Here is a 13,998-nt window from a genome sequence, read left to right as displayed (position 1 = left end):
GGCGATCGCAAGCGCGGCGAAGCCGGGCGCAGCGGGTCGCCACAGCACTAATAAGGCAATATCGGTCACGTGGCTTTGGTGTTGCTCTACGTAGTGGTGCTGGTCCTGGTCGCGATCGTGCTGTTCGGCGTGGTCAGTTTGCTGTTCGGCCGCGGCGAGCCGCTGCCGCCGCTGCCCAGGGGGACGACGCCGACGGTGCTGCCGGCCTCCGGTGTCACCGGCGCCGACGTCGACGCGGTCAAGTTCACTCAGACGCTGCGCGGCTACAAGACCAGCGAGGTCGACTGGGTGCTGGACCGGCTCGGTCAGGAGCTCGACTTGCTGCGCGGCCAACTCTCATCGGTGCACGCCGCAGCAGCCGCCGATGAGGCCGACGGAGATCTCGTCGCCGACATTGCCGACGACCAGGAGCCGACATGACCGCCCCAGACAGCGACGGGCTGGTCCGCTGCGACTGGGCGGAAAGTCGGCCAGGCCCGGACTTCGCGCTCTACCGCGACTATCACGACAAGGAATGGGGCCAGCCCCTGCACGGGCGGGTGCCGTTGTTCGAGCGGTTGAGTCTGGAGGCCTTTCAAAGCGGCCTTTCCTGGCTGATCATTCTGCGTAAGCGGGAGAACTTCCGGCGTGCCTTCGCCGGCTTCGACATCGACGCGGTCGCTCGCTACGCCGATGCCGACGTGGCCCGGCTGATGGCCGATCAGGGAATCGTTCGCAACCACGCCAAGATCGAGGCGACGATCGCCAACGCGCGTGCCGCTGCCGACGTCGATGACTTCTCCGAGTTGCTGTGGTCGTTCGCGCCGGCGCCGCGGCCCCGGCCCGCGAACGCCGCAAAAGTCCCTTCGGTCACTGCGGAGTCCACCGCCATGGCACGCGAGCTAAAGCGCCGCGGATTCCGTTTTGTCGGACCGACCACCGCGTACGCGTTGATGCAGGCGACCGGGATGGTCGACGATCACCTTCGAACGTGCTGGGTGCCGTCGACAGCCCGATGACGATGCCGGCCGCGAGCGGCCGGTTGTGGAATCGGGCAGTCAGATACAGCCCGATGACGATGCCGTTGAAACGCCGACCCGGAGGTCATGTACACCTGCCGGGTCGGATAGGGAACAATGGAGGGGTGAATTTGCAGTTCAATGCCGGGGATGGCTGGAATTCCACTGGCGGGGCATGTCCGGCGCTGACCAGGTCCGTGACGGCGGACCTCCTCGAACCCGGAGGGAGCACTCGATGGCGGCGATGAAGCCCCGGACCGGAGACGGTCCACTGGAAGCGACCAAGGAGGGGCGCGGCATCGTGATGCGGGTACCGCTGGAGGGCGGTGGTCGACTCGTCGTCGAGCTGACACCCGACGAAGCCGCTGCGCTGGGCGATGAACTGAAAGGCGTCACCAGCTAACCTAGCTTCCGGTAAATCTCCAGCGTCTGTTCTGCAATGCGCGCCCAGGAGAATTCCGCGATGCAGCGCTGCCGTCCCGCTTGGCCGTAGCGCTCCGCCTTTTCGGGATCGGCGATCAGGGCGTTGACCGCCTCAGCGAGCCTGGTCTGGTAGCCAACGGGATCCTCGGGGTCGTAGTGCACCAGTGAACCGGTCGCTTCTTCGGCGACCACTTCGGGTATGCCACCGACGTCGGAGGCCACCACCGCGGTGCCGCAGGCCATTGCTTCGAGGTTGACGATGCCCAACGGCTCATACACTGAAGGGCATACGAAAACTGTTGCAGCCGAGAGTATCTCGCGTATCTTGCCGATCGGCAGCATTTCCCTGACCCAGAACACACCGGTGCGCGAGCGGGCCAGCTCGGCTACCCCGGAGGCCACTTCGGCGGCGATTTCCGGTGTGTCGGGCGCTCCGGCGCACAGCACCAACTGAACGTCGGGGCTGAACCGGTGTGCGGCCGCCAGCAGGTGGGCGACGCCTTTCTGCCGGGTGATCCGCCCGACGAATGCCACCATCGGCCGGCCGCGGTCCACGCCGAGGTCGGCAAGCACGGACTCCCCCGGGAGGGATCCCAGCGGCTCGGCCGGGTGCCACACGTCGGTGTCGATCCCGTTGCGCACGACATGCACCCGGCCGGGATCCAGCGTCGGATAGACACGCAGCACGTCATCGCGCATACCCGAGCTGACGGCGATGACGGCATCTGCGGCCGTCACTGCGGTCTGCTCCACCCACGACGAGATTCGGTAGCCGCCGCCGAGCTGCTCTGCCTTCCATGGCCGCAACGGCTCCAACGAGTGCGCGGTCAACACATGTGGGACGTCGTAGAGCAATGACGCCAGCTGCCCGGCCAAGCCGGTGTACCAGGTGTGGGTGTGGACCACGCTGGCCTCGGCGGCGGCGTTGGCCATCACCAGATCCGACGACAACGTCGCCAGCGCCGGGTTCGCGCCGCGCAGCTGCGCGTCGGGCTGATGGGTGAACGCGCCCGCCCGGGGGGCGCCCATGCAGTGCACGTCAACCTCGCACAGTTTGCGCAGTTGCGCGACGAGCTCGGTTACGTGCACCCCCGCGCCGCCGTACACCTCCGGCGGATACTCCCGAGTCATCATCGCCACCCGCATACCCGGCACGGTAGTGGTCGCTTCCGGATAGCGCCGTCGCCGGGTTGACCCAAATAGCTTGATGGACAGTCCGTCAGCGTGGGTATTCACGGGAATGACCTGGCAGGGGTTCGCGACGGCCGATAGGTTTGATTCATGAGGGCAGCGCCACCACACGTGCTGGGCATCGTCCTGGCCGGCGGGGAGGGCAAGCGGTTGTATCCGTTGACCGCGGACCGGGCCAAACCCGCGGTTCCCTTCGGCGGCGCCTATCGGCTGATCGACTTCGTGCTTTCCAATCTCGTCAATGCCCGCTACCTGAGGATCTGCGTTCTCACCCAATACAAGTCACACTCGCTGGACCGTCACATTTCGCAGAACTGGCGATTGTCCGGGTTGGCCGGTGAGTACATCACCCCTGTTCCGGCCCAGCAGCGGCTCGGCCCGCGTTGGTACACCGGCTCCGCCGATGCGATCTATCAGTCGCTCAACTTGATCTACGACGAGGATCCCGACTACATCGTGGTTTTCGGCGCCGATCACGTGTACCGGATGGACCCCGAGCAGATGGTCCAGTTCCACATCGACAGCGGCGCCGGGGCCACCGTGGCCGGTATCCGGGTGCCACGCGCCGAGGCGTCCGCGTTCGGGTGCATCGACATCGACGAGTCCGGCCACATCCGCAGCTTCCTGGAGAAACCGGCTGAGCCGCCGGGAACCCCCGATGACCCGGATTCCACTTACGTATCGATGGGGAACTACATCTTCACCACCAAGATGCTCATCGAGGCGATCCGTGCCGACGCCGACGACGATAATTCCGATCACGACATGGGCGGTGACATCATCACGCGGCTGGTTTCCGACGGGCTGGCGGCGGTTTACGACTTCTCCGACAATGAGGTGCCCGGCGCCACCGACCGCGACCGGGCGTATTGGCGTGACGTGGGAACGTTGGATGCGTTTTACGACGCCCACATGGATCTGGTGTCGGTGCATCCGGTGTTCAACCTGTACAACAAGCGCTGGCCGATCCGCGGAGAGTCGGAGAACCTAGCGCCGGCGAAGTTCGTCAACGGCGGCTCGGCGCAGGAGTCAGTGGTGGGTGCAGGCAGCATCATCTCGGCCGCCTCGGTGCGCAACTCGGTGGTGTCGTCGAACGTCGTCGTCGACGACGGCGCGATCGTGGAGGGCAGCGTGATCATGCCGGGCGTCCGAGTAGGCCGCGGGGCGGTGGTGCGTCACGCAATCCTGGACAAGAACGTCGTTGTTGGACCCGGCGAGATGGTCGGGGTGGATCTGGAGAAGGATCGCGAACGCTTCGCGATCAGCGCCGGCGGCGTTGTCGCCGTAGGCAAGGGCGTCTGGATCTAATCACCACACGTAGGGCACCAAGCGGTAGTGCACCTTTTGCGCGTATTCGCTGTATCCGTCCAACTCTTGGTTGAGTAGCTGTTCTTCGTCGTCAATGCGGACCGCCAGCCCGAGCAGGCCAGGTATCACGAACACGAGTCCCCAGTAGGAGCCGAGCGCCAGGGGTGTGCCCAGCATCATGATTATGGTTCCCGTGTACATCGGGTGGCGCACGAACGCATACAGACCGGTAGAAACGAGCTTCTGGCCGGCTTCGACGGTGATGGTCGAGGCGGCATAACCGTTCTGGATGACCACCAGCATCGAGACGCCGAGTCCGATCGCGACGAGAACATCACCAACCAAGGAGATTGTGGTTGGTACTGGCGACCAGCCAAAGCGATGGTCAATGACGCTGACGACGATCAGCGCGACCAGTGACAAGCCTGCGACGATAATGACAACCTTCTGCACTGGCCTGGTTTCCGCGACCGGCCCGGTACGCATCCGCCGTTCGAGCGCAGCGGGGTTGGTACGCAGCAAGTAGAGGCTCGGGATCAACGTCGAGAGGGAGAACACCACCAGAAAAAGCCATGCTCGCCAGTAGTTGAACGTGCCTGCCGGCACGAACAGCATCGACCCGAACATGACGGATCCGACGATGGCGAATGCCACTACTTTAGGAACGGTTTTCACGGATCCTCCTTACCCTGCATCCGGCGGCGACAGCTGGCGAAACGGCGCTCACCATACGTATGGCACCAAGCGGTAGTGCACCTGTTGCTCGTATTCGCCATATCCCGGTAATTCCTGCTCGAGTAGCCCCTCCTCGTCGCGGATGCGAAGGGCGAGCACGACTAGTCCGGGCAGCAAGAAGACAAGTCCCCAATACGAGCCGAGCGCCAGGGGGATACCGATCATCATGATTACGTTGCCGGTGTACATCGGATGGCGAACTAGCTCGTACAAACCGGTGGACACCAGCGTCTGTTCTGATTCGACGGTGATGTTGGCTGCCGCGTAACCGTTTTGGATGACCACCAGCATCGCTCCGCCGAGTCCGACCGCGACCAGGACATCACCGATCACCGAGATCGACGCCGGCACCGTCGACCAGCCGAAGCGATGGTCGAACGCGCTGAAGGCGATGAGGGCCACCAGCGATGAGAAGGCAACGGAACTGATGATCTTTTGCACTGGTCTGGTCTCCCGCCGCGGACCCGCGTGCGTGCGCCGCTCCAGTGCAGCCGGGTTGGTTCGCATCAGGTACACGCTGGGGATCCAGGTTGACAGCGCGAACACCGCAAGGAAGACCCAGCCCTGCCAGTAATGGAACGTCCCGGCCGGCAGAAAGAGCATCAAGCCGAAGGCCAGAAGTCCTATGATCGCCGATAGTGCGGATTTGCCAACGGTTTTCATCGCAGCCTCCTTACGTCTGCACGTCGCGGCGGCGGAAGGCCGCCATTCCCAATGCAATCAGCGCGGCGTCGATCACCAACAACCACAGCAGTGGAACTGGTGTGAAGGCGCCGCCGGTGACCCGCGGAATGTGCGCGAACGGTTCGAGATCGAGCAGCCACTGGGAAAAGCCGGACAGCGACCCAATCAGATAGAGCGCGACGAATCCGACCAGCACACCCCAAGCCGCCGGGCTGAATCTCGGTGCCAGCCCGAACAACGCGACGGTCACTGCGGCGGATAGCCACACGGCGGGCAGCTGTACCGCCGCGGTGGCGATGACCATCGACAGCTTGCCGCCGATGTCGTGGGCGGCGACACCGTAGGACAGTCCGGCCGCTGTTCCTGCGATCAACATCGCGACCGCAGAGCCTATCAGCGCGATAGCCAAATGACTTGCTAGCCAACGGCTTCGGCCGACCGCGCCGCCAAGTACCGTTTCGGCTCGCTGGCTGGCCTCCTCCTGGTGCGCCCGCAGGGCCAGCGAGATGGCGAATGCGGCCGCCATCATGCCCAGCATGCAGAACGCCACCGCGACGAAGGCCTGCTCCAAAGCAGTGGTGCCGCCCATCCGCTGGACAATGTCTTGCGCCGTACCGGTGCCCAGCTCGTCGCCGATGCCGTGCACCACGCTGCCGATCAGCAAGCCATACAGGCACAGCCCGACGGTCCACAGCAGCAGTGCGCCGCGATCCAGCCGCCAGGCCAGCCCGAGGGCGCCCTGCAGCATCGGCGATGCGGTTGCCGGACCCGGACGTTCGGCGATCAACCCCGCGCCGACATCGCGACCGGCAAGCAGCCGGTATGCCAGCGCTGTGAGTAGCACGGTGGTGGCCAGATGCAGCAGCAGTACCCACCACCGGTCGCCCGCGTACGGACGAACCTGCAGCGACCAGCCCAGCGGCGAGAGCCACGACAAGGTGCCTGACCCCGCGTCACCGACGGCGCGCATCGTGAAGGCGGTGGCCAGCGCGCCGAAGGCGGTACCGCGGGCGAAACGGGCGCTCGGTGACAGCTGTGCGGCGACCGCGGCTATCGCGGTGAACACCAAACCGGAGCCGGCCAGCGCGGCCCCGAACGCCAGCGAACCGTCCCGCGGGACGCTGGTGGTGAGCAGGCCGGCCGCCCCGATGGCGCCGGTGATCACCGATGCCCCGAACGACAACAGCAGGGCAGCGGTCAGGCTGGCGTGCCGGCCGACCGCGGTCGAGTCGATCAGCTCGGCGCGGCCGGTTTCTTCGTCGGCGCGGGTATGCCGGATGACGGTCAGAATGACCGCGACGGCGATCAGCAGATGGAACATGCCGGCTTTCCAGATGCCGGTCGCGCCAAGGCTGTCGTTGTAGATCTGTCCGTAGAGCGCCCGTTGCGCCGGGCTGGCCATGATCGTGGCGGCAAAGGCGGCGCGGGCCGGTTGGTCGGGGTAGACCTTTTCGATGCTGCCGATATACACGGTCGACAGGGGCAGTGACAGCAGCAACACCCACAGCGGCAGGACCACCCGGTCGCGCCGCAAATACAGCCGCAGCATCCCCAGCGTGCCGGTGAACGCCGAACCGCGTTGCGGGGCTTCGTGTGCCGGATGGGGGGGTCGTTCCAGGGTCGAGGTGGTCATGCCCGCACCTCTTGACTGCTGACTTCGCGCTTGCCGTCGGTGCCCATGCCGTAATGGCGCAGGAAGAGTTCTTCCAGGGTGGGCGGCTGGCTGACCAGGCTGCGCACGCCGGCATCGCCAAGCACCCGGATGAGCTCGCCGAGGCTCTCGCTGTCGACGTGGGCCCGTAACGTGGTTCCGTCGATGCTGACGTCCTCGACACCGCGGATGCGGGTGAGATCGCCTGGGTCGCCGAGCATTTCCGCCTTGATCGACGTGCGGCTGAGATGGCGCATCGAATCGAGCGTGCCGCTCTCCACGGTCCTACCGGCGCGGATGATTGTCACCCGCTCGCACAGAGCCTCGGTTTCGGCCAGGATGTGACTGGACAGCAGCACGGTCGTCCCTCGGTCGCGCGCTTCTGCGACGCATTGCTGAAAGATGTTCTCCATCAATGGGTCCAGACCGCTGCTCGGCTCGTCGAGGAGCAGTAGCCGGGCCCGTGACGAGAAGGCCGAAATCAACGAGACTTTCTGGCGGTTTCCCTTGGAGTAGGTTCGCGCCTTCTTGTGCGGGTCCAGCTCGAAGCGCTCGATCAGCTCCTCGCGGCGCTTCTCGTCGATACCGCCGCGCATACGTGCCAGCAGATCGATGGTCTCACCGCCGGTGAGATTAGGCCAGAGGGTCACATCGCCTGGAACGTAGGCGATCTGGCGGTGCAGCACGACGGCGTCCGTCCAGGGGTCGCCGCCGAGCAGCTGCGCGGTTCCGCTGCCGGCTTTCACCACTCCCAGCAGTATGCGGATCGTCGTCGACTTTCCGGCGCCGTTGGGTCCGAGGAAGCCGTGCACCTCGCCCTCGCGCACCGTCAGCTCGAGGCCGTCTAGCGCTTGAACTGCGCCGAAGCGCTTTGTTAGCTCGTGGATTTCGATCGGCGCACGGTTGCTGTCAAGTGCCATCGGATTCTCCTTCTGCTTGGGCGAGGAAAGCGTCGTACATGGTGCGGTCCGTCATCAGGCCTTCGGTATAGAGCTCCAGCGAGGGCAGGATCATGTCGCGGGCGTAGTCGCGCAATACGGCGCGTAGATCCATTGGTGTTTCATGCATCTGCAGGTAGAGAAGAAAACCGCCGCCGCCGGTGATCCCCAGATACTTCGCCCGGGCGGCCGGATCCCGGCTGGGTTTCAGGATGCCGGACTGCACCCCTTCGTCGAGGTAACTCTCGGCATTGTCGATCATCCTGCGCCACAGTGTGTTCGCCAGCTCACCACCGGATTGCACGGTGCGCACCAAGTAGGCCATCACGGGTGCGTACTCCTCGATCTCGGCCAGCGCGGCGAACCAGGTAGCCGGATCGCTGGAGCGCATCGCCTCCGACTTCGAGTCGCGGATCTCTTCGGCGACGTAGTCGTCGCAGGCTTTGCGCAGACCGTCCTTGGAGCCGAAGTGATGGATGACCAGCGCGGCGCTGACTCCCGCCGCTTCGGCAATCGATCGCAGCCCGACGCCGAAGCCATGCGCGCCGAACTGCTCGATCGCCGCGTCGCGGATCCGGGCCGCGGCGGTCAAATCGTCGGCTGAACGCATGTTCAGGACATTAAACGGTTGTTCAGCGCAGCGTCAAGCAGAAACGGCGTCAAGGGTCCGTAAAAAGCTGAATCAGTCGCGGACGGCGGCCAGCAAGCCATCACCCAGTGGCACCAGTGCCGGGGTGAGCAGCTCGTTCTCGGCGATCAGCCGCGCTGCTTCACGCACCGCGGCGACCTCGGTGTCGTGCGCCGCTGGGTCGCCGGCCCGCCCACCCAATGCGGCGCCGTGAACAACGATGGCCCCGCCGGAGCGCAGCAGTCGCACGCCCTCGACAACGTATTCCGGCTGGTCGAGCGGGTCAGCGTCGATGAAGACCAGGTCGTAGGACGCGTCGGCCAGCCGGGTCAGCACCTCCTGGGCCCGGCCGCCGATCAGCCGAGTCCGCGATGGCCCGATACCGGCGTCGGAAAACGCCTGCTTGGCGATCAGTTGGTGTTCGGGCTCGATGTCGATTGTGGTCAGCACGCCGTCTTCGCTCATCCCCGACAGCAACCACAAACTGCTGACTCCGGCACCCGTACCCACCTCGACGACGGCTTTGCCGCCACTGAGCTTGGTCAGCAGGCTGAGCAGTGCTCCCACCGCGGGGGTCACCGCGCCGGCGCCGATGTCGACTGCGCGGTCACGTGCGGCCAACAAGACCGCGTCTTCGGAGATCGACCCCTCGGCATGCGCGGAAAGCAATTCGGCCCGACTCAGGGGAGCCGACTGGCCTGGTGGGCGGTCGGTGGTGGCCATGCCCGCAGCGTAAATCCATCCGATGCCGCGTGTGGTCAGGCGCGCCCGGTGCTACCGTGTGGGCCTCGCCCTGACACGCCCGAAGCTCGCGGCGGATCAAGGTCACAATTTGATGAATACGACCTGCGCAACGCGGTGCGGGCGACCATTCTCAGTGAAAGCTCAGTGCGGTCACATACCGCACACACGCCGATAGGCGACCGTATCACCCATGGAGCGTGGAGGCCGATGGTCCGGGAATACATCTCGGCGTCTTCGCGTTGCGCGCGGTGATGAATTGCCTAACCTTGACGGCAATCTGAATCCGGAGGACTTGAGTATCACCACATTGATGAGCCCTGCCAGCATGTCACATCCCGAGCAGTATCGGGATGCGAACTGGGTTGAGCCCGATGAGGAGCCTTACGGCACTGCGGTATTCGACGCGACCGGGGACAAGGCGACCATGCCGTCCTGGGACGAGCTGGTCCGTCAGCATGCCGACCGCGTGTACCGATTGGCTTATCGACTTTCCGGTAATCAGCACGACGCCGAGGACCTGACCCAGGAGACCTTCATCCGGGTTTTCCGGTCGGTACAGAACTATCAGCCGGGGACTTTTGAAGGCTGGCTGCACCGCATCACGACCAACCTGTTTCTCGACATGGTGCGCCGTCGTGGCCGGGTCCGGATGGAGGCGTTGCCCGACGATTACGACCGGGTGCCCGCCGACGAGCCCAACCCGGAGCAGATCTATCACGAGTCGCGTCTGGGGCCTGACCTGCAAGCGGCGTTGGATTCACTGCCCCCTGAGTTCCGCGCAGCCGTCGTGCTGTGTGACATCGAGGGACTGTCCTACGAGGAGATCGGGGCCACCCTCGGGGTGAAGCTCGGCACCGTGCGCAGCCGCATCCACCGGGGACGACAGGCGCTGCGTGACTATCTAGCCGCCCATTCCGAGGGGGCTACGCATGCCAACCCTTCAGCGGCCGGCGCCGCGTCGGAGCTCACCGACTAAGACACGCGTCGCCTGATCCGCTGTTCATTGCTGTTCCGTATGGGGCAGCGCGCTACATTCGAGGTAGTGCGCGTAAACCGAACGCTGATACGGAGAGGAGCCGGTGATGGTCGAGCGGGGACATGTGTTCCGCCGAGCGTTCTCCTGGCTCCCGTCCCAGTTCGCCTCGCAAAGTGACGCGCCGGTTGGCGCCCCGCGGCAATTCGGTTCTACCGAGCATCTGTCCACCGAGGCCATCGCCGCGTTTGTCGACGGTGAGCTGCGGATGAACGCGCACCTGCGGGCAGCGCATCACATTTCCCTTTGCCCTGACTGCGCCGCAGAAGTGGAAGGTCAGCGGCGGGCCCGCGCCGCGCTGCGCGATTCCCATCCGATCAGGATCCCCAGCACGCTGCTGGGATTGTTGTCGCAGATTCCGGATTGTCCGCCCGACGACGACGCGGGCCAGGCAGGCAGAGGCCCGTGGGGGAATCCCCGCGCGCAGCGAAGTGACGGCACGCCGCCTGACCGGCGCGAGCCCCGGTAGGGTGGGTGCCAGGTTTGCCAAGCCGGTGCGCCGCGCCGTGCCCGTGCCCATAGCGTGCATTTCTCAAGCGCTCGGAAGAGGATGACGTGAGCTCCGACGAAGAAAAGAACGGCGCCCCCCGCCTGGCGCCGCGACCCATTTCCCGGCCGCCCGTCGACGCTGCGTCGCGCCAAGCCTTCAGCCGTCCCGACGGCGTGCAGGGCTCGTTCGTCGCCGAAACCGTGCGTCCGCCGAAGTATCGAGACCAGCGCGAGTTCACCCCGCACGACAAACCGGCCGACCCGGTGCTTTCGGAGGCCTTCGGCCGTCCGTTTCCAGGATCGGAGTCATTGCAGCGGCACCCCACCGATGCCGGCGCGCTCGACGGCAACAAGAACCAGCCCGATGAACCCGACGACCCCTGGCGCGACCCGGGCGCGGCCGCCGCGCTGGGCGAGCCGGCGGTAACGACCCCGGGAATCCACGCCGCCGGCGGCGAACGCGATCGGCTGGGGGTGCGTGATGTGCTGTTCGGCGGGCGGGTGTCCTACCCGGCGCTGCTCGTGCTGGGCGTCCTTGCGTTGTTGATCGGCTTGGTCGGTGGTGTGGTCGGACGCAAGACGGCAGAGGTCGTCGAGGCGTTCACCACGTCCAAGGTGACGTTGTCGACCAACGGCAATAGTCAAGCACCGGCGGGTCGATTCGCCAAAGTCGCTGCTGCGGTGGCTGACTCGGTGGTCACGATCCAGTCGGTCAGCGATCAAGAAGGTATGCAGGGATCGGGTTTCGTGGTCGACGGCCGCGGCTACATCGTCACCAACAACCACGTCATCTCCGAAGCGGCCAACAACCCGAGCCAATTCAAGACCACCGTCGTGTTCAACGACGGCAAGGAAGTGCCCGCCAACTTGGTCGGCCGCGACCCCAAGACCGACCTGGCCGTGCTCAAAGTCGACAATGTCGACCACCTGTCGGTGGCCCGGCTCGGTGACTCCAACAAGGTGCGCGTCGGCGATGAAGTCCTTGCCGCGGGTGCGCCGCTGGGTCTGCGCAGCACCGTCACGCACGGCATCATCAGCGCACTGCACCGCCCCATCCCGCTGTCGGGAGAGGGCTCGGACACCGACACGGTCATCGACGCCGTCCAGACTGACGCGTCGATCAACCACGGGAACTCCGGTGGCCCGCTGATCGACATGGATTCTCAGGTCATCGGCGTCAACACCGCGGGCAAGTCGCTGTCCGACAGTGCCAGCGGGCTGGGCTTCGCCATCCCGGTCAACGAGGCGAAATTGGTTGCGCAGACGTTGATTAAAGACGGCAAGATCGTGCACCCGACGTTGGGCCTGAGCACCCGGTCGGTGAGCAACGCGATCGCGCAGGGTGCACAGGTCGCGAACGTGAAGGCTGGCGGCCCCGCCCAACAGGGCGGGATGCTGGAAAACGATGTGGTGGTCAAGGTGGGCAACCGGTCGGTCGCCGACGCCGAAGAGTTCGTCGTCGCGGTACGCCAGTTGACGGTCGGGCAGCCAGCCCCGGTCGAGGTAGTGCGCGACGGCCGGCACGTCACGCTCACGGTGACGCCCGGCCCGGACACCAGCTAAATGTTCGCCAACGTCGGTTGGGGGGAAATGCTGGTGCTCGTGGTGGTCGGGCTGGTCGTCTTGGGTCCCGAGCGGCTTCCCGGCGCCATCCGGTGGACCACCACTGCACTGCGGCAGGCCCGCGACTACCTCAGCGGGATGACGGCGCAGCTGCGCGAGGACATCGGGCCCGAATTCGACGACCTGCGTGAGCCGCTCAGCGAGCTGCAGAAGCTGCGCGGCATGACGCCGCGCGCAGCGCTGACCAAGCACCTATTCGACGGCGATGACTCGTTGTTCACCGGTAAGTTCGACCAGCCGTCACGTGCCGAGCCGGTGTTGCCGCCGTCGGCAACCGCTTCGGAACCACCCGCCGCCGGGCCGGCGCCTTTCGACGCCGACGCCACCTAAGGCGGCTTTAGCGCTTCGTCGGGTCTAGTCCCAGCGACATACCGGCCAAGCCGCGGCGTCGCGACGACAGGCTGTCGGCGACGTTACGCAGTTCTTTGCCCACCGGTGAGTCGGGGGCGCTGAGCACGATCGGCACGCCGGTATCGCCAGCGGCGACGAGCGCGGGATCCAGCGGGATCTGGCCGAGCAGCGGAACGTCGGCGCCGACTGCACGCGACAGCCGCTCGGCGACCTGCTGGCCGCCACCCTCGCCGAACACCTGCAGCTGCGAGCCGTCCGGCAATGCAAGCCAGGACATGTTCTCCACCACCCCGACGATGCGTTGTCGCGTCTGCAGCGCAATGCTGCCCGCACGCTCGGCCACCTCCGCCGCGGCGTGCTGGGGCGTGGTCACCACCAGGATTTCTGCGTTCGGGATCAGCTGGGCCACCGAGATGGCGATGTCGCCGGTGCCCGGCGGCAGGTCGAGCAGCAGCACATCCAGGTCGCCCCAATACACGTCGGCCAGAAACTGCTGCAAAGCCCGGTGCAGCATCGGGCCGCGCCACACCACCGGCGTATTGCCCTCGGTGAACTGCGCGATCGAGATCACCTTCACCTCATGCGCGATCGGCGGCAGGATCATCGACTCGACCTGAGTGGGCCGGTCGGTGGTTCCCATCATCCGTGGGATGGAGTGACCGTGGATGTCGGCGTCGAGCACTCCGACCGAAACCCCGCGCGCGGCCATCGCGGCGGCCAGGTTGACCGTCACCGTCGACTTGCCCACGCCGCCCTTGCCAGAAGCGACCGCGTACACCCGAGTCAATGAGCCCGGCTGCGCGAACGGGATGACGGGCTCGCGGGCGTCGCCGCGCAACTGCTTTCGCAATTCGGTGCGCTGCTCGTCGTTCATCACGTCCAGGCTGACCTTCACCGCGCCGGTGCCCGGGACGTCGGCCACGGCCTGGCTCACCCGCTCGCTGATTTCGGTCTTCTTCGGGCAGGCCGCGGTGGTCAGGTAGATCTCGACGTGCACGTCGCCGTCGGGGCCCACCTCGATACCTTTGACCATTCCGAGTTCGGTGATCGGACGCCGCAGTTCAGGATCGATCACCTTGGCCAGTGCGGCGCGAACGTCGGCGGCCGGGTCGTGCTGCGTTTTGGACATCACCGCCGAGTGTAGTTCGGCGACGATGCGGGCCGGGACGGCCCGCTGAGGAGCCGGACCATCGACGCATGTC

The 13,998-nt window shown here is 65.7% G+C and carries 16 protein-coding genes; 8 read left to right on the top strand and 8 right to left on the bottom strand.

All coding sequences use genetic code 11. The features are described from left to right. Nucleotides 1-69 precede the first annotated feature (69 nt). From WAN71_RS24175 to WAN71_RS24165, 3 genes are all read left to right on the top strand, one after another. Entirely contained in the window at nucleotides 70-420 is a 351-nt protein-coding gene (locus tag WAN71_RS24175) for a DivIVA domain-containing protein (RefSeq protein WP_422227755.1), read from the top strand. Beyond that, nucleotides 417-998 (top strand): DNA-3-methyladenine glycosylase I, encoded by a 582-nt coding sequence (locus WAN71_RS24170; protein ID WP_422227754.1) that lies wholly within the window; start codon nucleotides 417-419, stop codon nucleotides 996-998. The genes WAN71_RS24175 and WAN71_RS24170 overlap by 4 nt, the downstream gene beginning before the upstream one ends. A 235-nt stretch (nucleotides 999-1,233) precedes the next feature. Then, nucleotides 1,234-1,401 (top strand): DUF3117 domain-containing protein, encoded by a 168-nt coding sequence (locus WAN71_RS24165; RefSeq protein ID WP_003406247.1) that lies wholly within the window; start codon nucleotides 1,234-1,236, stop codon nucleotides 1,399-1,401. Here the strand turns inward: WAN71_RS24165 and glgA are convergent. Then, nucleotides 1,398-2,567, bottom strand: a complete 1,170-nt coding sequence (gene glgA / locus WAN71_RS24160) for a glycogen synthase (RefSeq protein ID WP_422227757.1) — start codon at nucleotides 2,565-2,567, stop codon at nucleotides 1,398-1,400. The genes WAN71_RS24165 and glgA overlap by 4 nt on opposite strands. Before the next feature lie 135 nt (nucleotides 2,568-2,702). Here glgA and glgC point away from each other — a divergent pair, with 135 nt between their 5' ends. Next, complete coding sequence (gene glgC / locus WAN71_RS24155; RefSeq protein ID WP_422227753.1) at nucleotides 2,703-3,920, top strand: glucose-1-phosphate adenylyltransferase; 1,218 nt, start codon at nucleotides 2,703-2,705, stop codon at nucleotides 3,918-3,920. Here the strand turns inward: glgC and WAN71_RS24150 are convergent, their stop codons facing one another. The 6 genes from WAN71_RS24150 to WAN71_RS24125 all read right to left on the bottom strand — a co-directional run bounded on the left by WAN71_RS24150 (nucleotide 3,921) and on the right by WAN71_RS24125 (nucleotide 9,279). Continuing rightward, a complete protein-coding gene (locus WAN71_RS24150; protein ID WP_422227752.1) occupies nucleotides 3,921-4,595 on the bottom strand; it encodes a methyltransferase family protein in 675 nt (224 codons plus the stop codon). Between the two features lie 48 nt (nucleotides 4,596-4,643). Continuing rightward, nucleotides 4,644-5,318, bottom strand: a complete 675-nt coding sequence (locus WAN71_RS24145) for a methyltransferase family protein (RefSeq protein ID WP_422227751.1) — start codon at nucleotides 5,316-5,318, stop codon at nucleotides 4,644-4,646. A 10-nt stretch (nucleotides 5,319-5,328) separates the two neighbouring features. Continuing rightward, a complete protein-coding gene (locus tag WAN71_RS24140) occupies nucleotides 5,329-6,972 on the bottom strand; it encodes an ABC transporter permease (protein WP_422227750.1) in 1,644 nt (547 codons plus the stop codon). Next, on the bottom strand, nucleotides 6,969-7,910 hold the full coding sequence (locus tag WAN71_RS24135) for an ATP-binding cassette domain-containing protein (protein ID WP_422227749.1): 942 nt from the start codon (nucleotides 7,908-7,910) through the stop codon (nucleotides 6,969-6,971). The genes WAN71_RS24140 and WAN71_RS24135 overlap by 4 nt, the downstream gene beginning before the upstream one ends. Continuing rightward, entirely contained in the window at nucleotides 7,900-8,538 is a 639-nt protein-coding gene (locus tag WAN71_RS24130; RefSeq protein ID WP_422227748.1) for a TetR family transcriptional regulator, read from the bottom strand. Before WAN71_RS24130 ends, WAN71_RS24135 begins: the two co-directional genes overlap by 11 nt. Before the next feature lie 72 nt (nucleotides 8,539-8,610). After that, nucleotides 8,611-9,279: an O-methyltransferase gene (locus WAN71_RS24125; protein ID WP_422227747.1), complete on the bottom strand. Its 669-nt coding sequence runs from the start codon at nucleotides 9,277-9,279 to the stop codon at nucleotides 8,611-8,613. 211 nt (nucleotides 9,280-9,490) lie between these two features. Here WAN71_RS24125 and sigE point away from each other — a divergent pair, with 211 nt between their 5' ends. The 4 genes from sigE (at nucleotide 9,491) to tatB (ending at nucleotide 12,775) form a co-directional block, all read left to right on the top strand. After that, nucleotides 9,491-10,276 carry an RNA polymerase sigma factor SigE gene (sigE, locus tag WAN71_RS24120; RefSeq protein WP_422227746.1) on the top strand — a complete coding sequence of 262 codons (786 nt, stop codon included), beginning with the start codon at nucleotides 9,491-9,493 and terminating at the stop codon, nucleotides 10,274-10,276. A gap of 106 nt (nucleotides 10,277-10,382) precedes the next feature. Next, nucleotides 10,383-10,802, top strand: a complete 420-nt coding sequence (rseA, locus tag WAN71_RS24115; protein ID WP_422227745.1) for an anti-sigma E factor RseA — start codon at nucleotides 10,383-10,385, stop codon at nucleotides 10,800-10,802. Nucleotides 10,803-10,888: 86 nt separating this feature from the next. Continuing rightward, complete coding sequence (locus WAN71_RS24110; RefSeq protein ID WP_422227744.1) at nucleotides 10,889-12,385, top strand: S1C family serine protease; 1,497 nt, start codon at nucleotides 10,889-10,891, stop codon at nucleotides 12,383-12,385. Continuing rightward, on the top strand, nucleotides 12,386-12,775 hold the full coding sequence (tatB, locus tag WAN71_RS24105) for a Sec-independent protein translocase protein TatB (RefSeq protein WP_422227743.1): 390 nt from the start codon (nucleotides 12,386-12,388) through the stop codon (nucleotides 12,773-12,775). 7 nt (nucleotides 12,776-12,782) lie between these two features. On the opposite strand, the gene WAN71_RS24100 is transcribed toward tatB, so the two are convergent. After that, nucleotides 12,783-13,952, bottom strand: a complete 1,170-nt coding sequence (locus WAN71_RS24100) for an Mrp/NBP35 family ATP-binding protein (RefSeq protein WP_422227756.1) — start codon at nucleotides 13,950-13,952, stop codon at nucleotides 12,783-12,785. Nucleotides 13,953-13,998 lie beyond the last annotated feature (46 nt).

The organism is Mycobacterium sp. (assembly GCF_049280035.1).
Lineage (GTDB): Bacteria > Actinomycetota > Actinomycetes > Mycobacteriales > Mycobacteriaceae > Mycobacterium.
This window is presented reverse-complemented; position numbering and strand designations above follow the sequence as displayed.